This window comes from Acinetobacter sp. UBA6720, assembly GCF_002454215.1.
Taxonomy (GTDB): Bacteria; Pseudomonadota; Gammaproteobacteria; order Pseudomonadales; family Moraxellaceae; genus Acinetobacter.
The window spans coordinates 1-4,426 of the sequence record NZ_DKIK01000203.1 but is presented as its reverse complement, the minus strand read 5'-3'; the positions used below and the strand labels follow the sequence as shown (position 1 = coordinate 4,426).

Below are 4,426 nucleotides of genomic sequence, written 5' to 3'. Positions count from 1 at the left end.
AGCTTGTTGTGCTTCTTCACGTTGAGCTTTACTCGCACGTTTTTCTTCAGCATTCTTAGCCAACAGTGACTCTTCAGTGATAGCGTTTTCACGACGGATGATTAAGCTACGAATAATTGCATCGTTGTAACGGAACAATTCTTCCAACTCATCAAGAGTAGTTTGACCACACTCAACATTCATAAGAATGTAGTGAGCTTTGTGGATCTTGTTGATTGGGTAAGCCAATTGACGACGGCCCCAGTCTTCAAGACGGTGGATTTGACCTTCAGCTTCTTTGATGTGAGTTAGGTAACGTTCTACCATACCCACAACTTGATCGCTTTGATCTGGGTGTACCAGAAGTACGATTTCGTAGTGACGCATTGTCAGCTCCTTACGGATTATACAGCCCCTAACATAATTGTTAGAAGCAAGGAGTCACAACCAAGGTTGTGTCGCATTAGATGCGAAGGGGGAATTTTAGAGACTTTGCTCGCCAAATTCAAGGACTTCTCTTAAAAAGCCCTAATTATTTTGAGGTTTTGAGCGTAAAAGGAAGACCACATAACCTTTAAAGTTTGTATCATTCGCAAGCTTTGGCGGGCTTCGCCACTCACCGTGTTGAACGATGCCAATTTTATAAGGAAGTTTCAGTGCTGAAACTTTCTTTAGATAAGATGCATAATTGGGTATGGTCGTTGAGCCTTGATAAGTTTGAATAACCAACTCATTGATGGTGTTATTGAGGAGCTTTAACGTCTCCTGATTTGTGACATTGGTCCAGTCCATTAAACCTGTGATACTGAGTTGATAGTGTTGAGGCAATTGTTTTCTTAATTGGCTTAAAAATAGGGCATATTGGTGAATGTGTTTGGTTTTGGCATCGAAATCAATTTGTATGCCTTGAATATGATTCCCTGCATTTTCCCATTGCTGAACGCGTTTTAAAATTTGTGTAAGCTCATGGCCTTGCCAGTTTAAATGATAATTACGAAAAACCAGCCACACCTTTTGTTGAGGAATATTTAAAACCTGCACCCCTTGTGGAATGAGGTATGAATGATGAGTTTGCGGATGTAGACGAACTTCACCCTGTAATATATAAATTTCTTTGGCTGTTTTGAGATAAGGGGCTGATGAAATGTTGCCCCAAACCCAAAATGAATCATAGTCTTCGGCATTTACTTGACCAGATGTTAATGTTGAAGCTGACTGACTTGGCTGACAAGCCATGATGCCCAACATACAGATCAACATTAGGCCAAATGAAAAAAACTGCTTTATCATGAATTTTACCAGTAATACTTTAAAGATTGTGCCCAAGAGGTATTTGGATAGTCTTGTTTCATTTGATCGAACCATTGTTTACGGGTGGATTTAGCAACTTCTGCATCCTGACAGTCATTCATTCCGCTTGGTGAATAACACATGATTGAGCGATAAAGTGCATAAGCTTTTAAATCGGGTATAGAACTGGATTTGATAATGTCTTTATACACTTGGCCACGGGTAAAAATTGTACCTTGGAAGCGAGCGGTTTCTTTTTCTAAAGCGGTGACATAAGTGATGTTGTAGCCTTGAGGCGAGCGTGCATATTCACCCAGACACAGTTGGAGTTTTAAATCTTGAGGTGAATTTTCCAGTTTTTGAGTCAGGTTGAATAAGTCAGGGCATTGAATCTGCGCAGTGATTTTTGTTCCTGTCCAAATGAAATCACTGAAGGGTGGCTGATTTTTATAGTTCGTATATGTTTCCGAATTATATTTATACTTTGCTGCGTCTTGTGGTAGCAGTACAAAGCCTTGATTAAACAGCTTATAGTTTTGATGAATTAATGATTTTTGCAAAGCTTTATACAAGGCTAAATTTTTTTGGTCAGTACTTGATGTTTTAGTCTGAATGATGTGCATTAAGCTTTTTTCATTGGCTTCATTTTCAATAAAGCTTTTTTGCAATGAAGCTTGTTTGATTTTAGCATCTGCGCTGATAAAGGCGCTGGCATTTTGCTGTTGGGCATAATGTGGATACAACATCAGCTCAAATAAACCACGCTGTTCGATTGTTTTAGCTCGGTCTAACCAATTTTCCCAATATTGCTGGGCATTTTGAGTTTGTCCGAGTTTTTCTAAAATACGACCTTTTAACAGTATTTGACTGAGTTGCAGGTAACTATTGGTTGAATTTGAGGAGTGTTCTGGCAAATATTTTAAAGCTTCGGCTGGCTTGTTTTGTACAAAGAATAAGTGATTGGCTTGTAGGTATTGGAACAGTTCTGGCTGACTCTTAAATCGTGTTTTTTGGTTGTTGAGTTCAGACCAGCTCAAGATTTTAGCTTCTGCCGATGTTGCCTGACGCATTTGCATTAAATCTGAAATGGCTAGAAAGAAGGGATCTTTTAAATTTTTTGCATTGAATGAGCGGCTTTGAAAAACATGGCGATCCATTTCGAAAACTAGATTATCGAGTTCTAAATTATAGTATTTCGACTCTGGATGATTGATTTGCCATGCGAGTTCGTTGGTTAAGAGTTCGGTATTGCCACTTAGCCAATAACAACGACGCAGCAAACCACGTGCGCTGGCTGCATATTTTCCATTGGGAAAACGCTTGAAATATGTAGCGATATGCTCATAGGTGTTTTTGAGTAAAGTCTGATCTACTTTATCTATTTTTAAGTCACCATATTTACCAACTCCAGATTGGTAGCTTTCATTGAGACTGCTACGAATCAACATATATTGAGAGGTTTCTTGGATCCAAGGATGATCAACCGTAGTTAATACTGAGTAAATTTTAGTTGCTATGGAAAAGTTACTATTGTAAAAGGCAATGGTTGCATTTAAATAAGACGCATATTGACGTGCTTGAATTGACCAGTTCGGATTAACTTGAATGAGGGCTAGATCACGGTCACAGGCCGAGATATTTTGTCTTTCTTGAATCAGTAAATCTTTTTCCGCTTTGCTGAGATTTTTGTCGGCTTGTACCTGCTGTGTAAATTGATCCGCACCATTGTCTAAACTAGAGCAATGTTCTTGGTAGGGTGTCTTTTCATTACTTGGTTTTAAGCGAGCATTGGGGCGTTTATTGGTTACACTTTCAAACAGTGTTTTAGCCGCAAATGGTACGTTGCTATATTCGGTTTCCCAAAGCGGGCTATTTGGCTGATTAAAATTCAATTTGGCCAACCCCATGTCGCTCAGGAGTAGAAGCATATTGGTTTGGTTGTCATTGGCAGGCGTGAGTGCTGGTAAATTGTCACAGGCTGTATAGGCATTGGTTTGGATGTTGGTCGATGGGTAGCAAGAAACATCAAAACCAGAAAAACTGTGCGTGCTATAAGCAAGACTGATAGGAAACAAACCAATAAAAATAGATTTTTTTAAGAATTGTGATGGCATTTTGATTGCAGTGCATGAGTTATTGTTGTGCCTGCTATAGTAACAATTTGAAGATTAGACTTAAATATTAAATAAGTTGAAATAAAAAAAGATAGAGAGAACTCTATCTTTTTTAAAACAGTGGCAAATGTGGAGCAGGTGAGACGTAGCTAAAACTAAAACTAAAACTTAATGCAGTAATTAAAATCACTGAATATAAGAAATAGCGTTTCGCCCATAATTGATCATCTTCGGCTTTAAAACCAATCAGTGATAAATACACCCAATAAGCACAAAGTGCATTAAAAGTGATGAGGAAAAACACATTGGTATAGCCAAAACAATACAAACCATTTAACACCGCAGCAAATAGCAAGACATAAATCAAGCTTTCAACTTTTGTACGAAAAATTGAACGTGCGACAGGTAAAATTGGAATGCCTGCATTTTTATAGTCATTAAAGCGGTATACCGCAATTCCCCATGAATGAGGCATTTGCCAAAGTGCATATGCTAAGAAAATTAGTAATGCGGCAACATCAAATTCATTGGTTACAGCTGTATAACCGATCACTGGTGGACTAGCACCAGAAATACTTCCAATCACGGTTTGGTGAATAGATGTACGTTTGCTCCATAGACTATAAAAAATCACATAAACCACGAAACCAAGTACAGCAAAGCCAAAGGCATAGGCATTTACAAAGAACCAGAGTAGGGCAAAGCCCAATATTCCGAGCGCAGCAGAAAATGCTAGAGCAACGGAAGGACTGATGGTTTTTTTAACTAATGCACGGTTCATCGTCCGTTCCATCTTTTGATCAATATCTTGATCAATGACGTTATTGACGACACAGCCAGAAGCAACAACTAATGTTGTACCAAGTAGTGTGATGATAAGAAGAAGGAAATCTACAGACCCCTGAGCGGCTAAAAAGAAGCCGCCCAGAGTGGTAACGAAGTTACCAAAGAGAATTCCTGGTTTAGTCAGGAATAAATACTTTTTGCACATGACAATCAGTTTAGATCATCATGTTGTAGTGTAGGTAATTCATAATCCACAC

At 38.6% G+C, this 4,426-nt stretch carries 4 protein-coding genes; all 4 read right to left on the bottom strand.

The window, feature by feature from the left end; all coding sequences use genetic code 11:
• Window positions 1–366 (bottom strand): 30S ribosomal protein S6 (rpsF, locus tag B4F08_RS17020; RefSeq protein WP_291375502.1); only part of this gene is annotated, 366 nt, incomplete at its 3' end.
• Between the two features lie 141 nt (window positions 367–507).
• Window positions 508–1,269 (bottom strand): DUF3142 domain-containing protein, encoded by a 762-nt coding sequence (locus B4F08_RS17015; RefSeq protein WP_291375500.1) that lies wholly within the window; start codon window positions 1,267–1,269, stop codon window positions 508–510.
• 5 nt (window positions 1,270–1,274) lie between these two features.
• Window positions 1,275–3,383: a hypothetical protein gene (locus B4F08_RS17010; protein WP_291375498.1), complete on the bottom strand. Its 2,109-nt coding sequence runs from the start codon at window positions 3,381–3,383 to the stop codon at window positions 1,275–1,277.
• A gap of 112 nt (window positions 3,384–3,495) precedes the next feature.
• A complete protein-coding gene (gene cyoE / locus B4F08_RS17005) occupies window positions 3,496–4,374 on the bottom strand; it encodes a heme o synthase (RefSeq protein WP_291375497.1) in 879 nt (292 codons plus the stop codon).
• Window positions 4,375–4,426 lie beyond the last annotated feature (52 nt).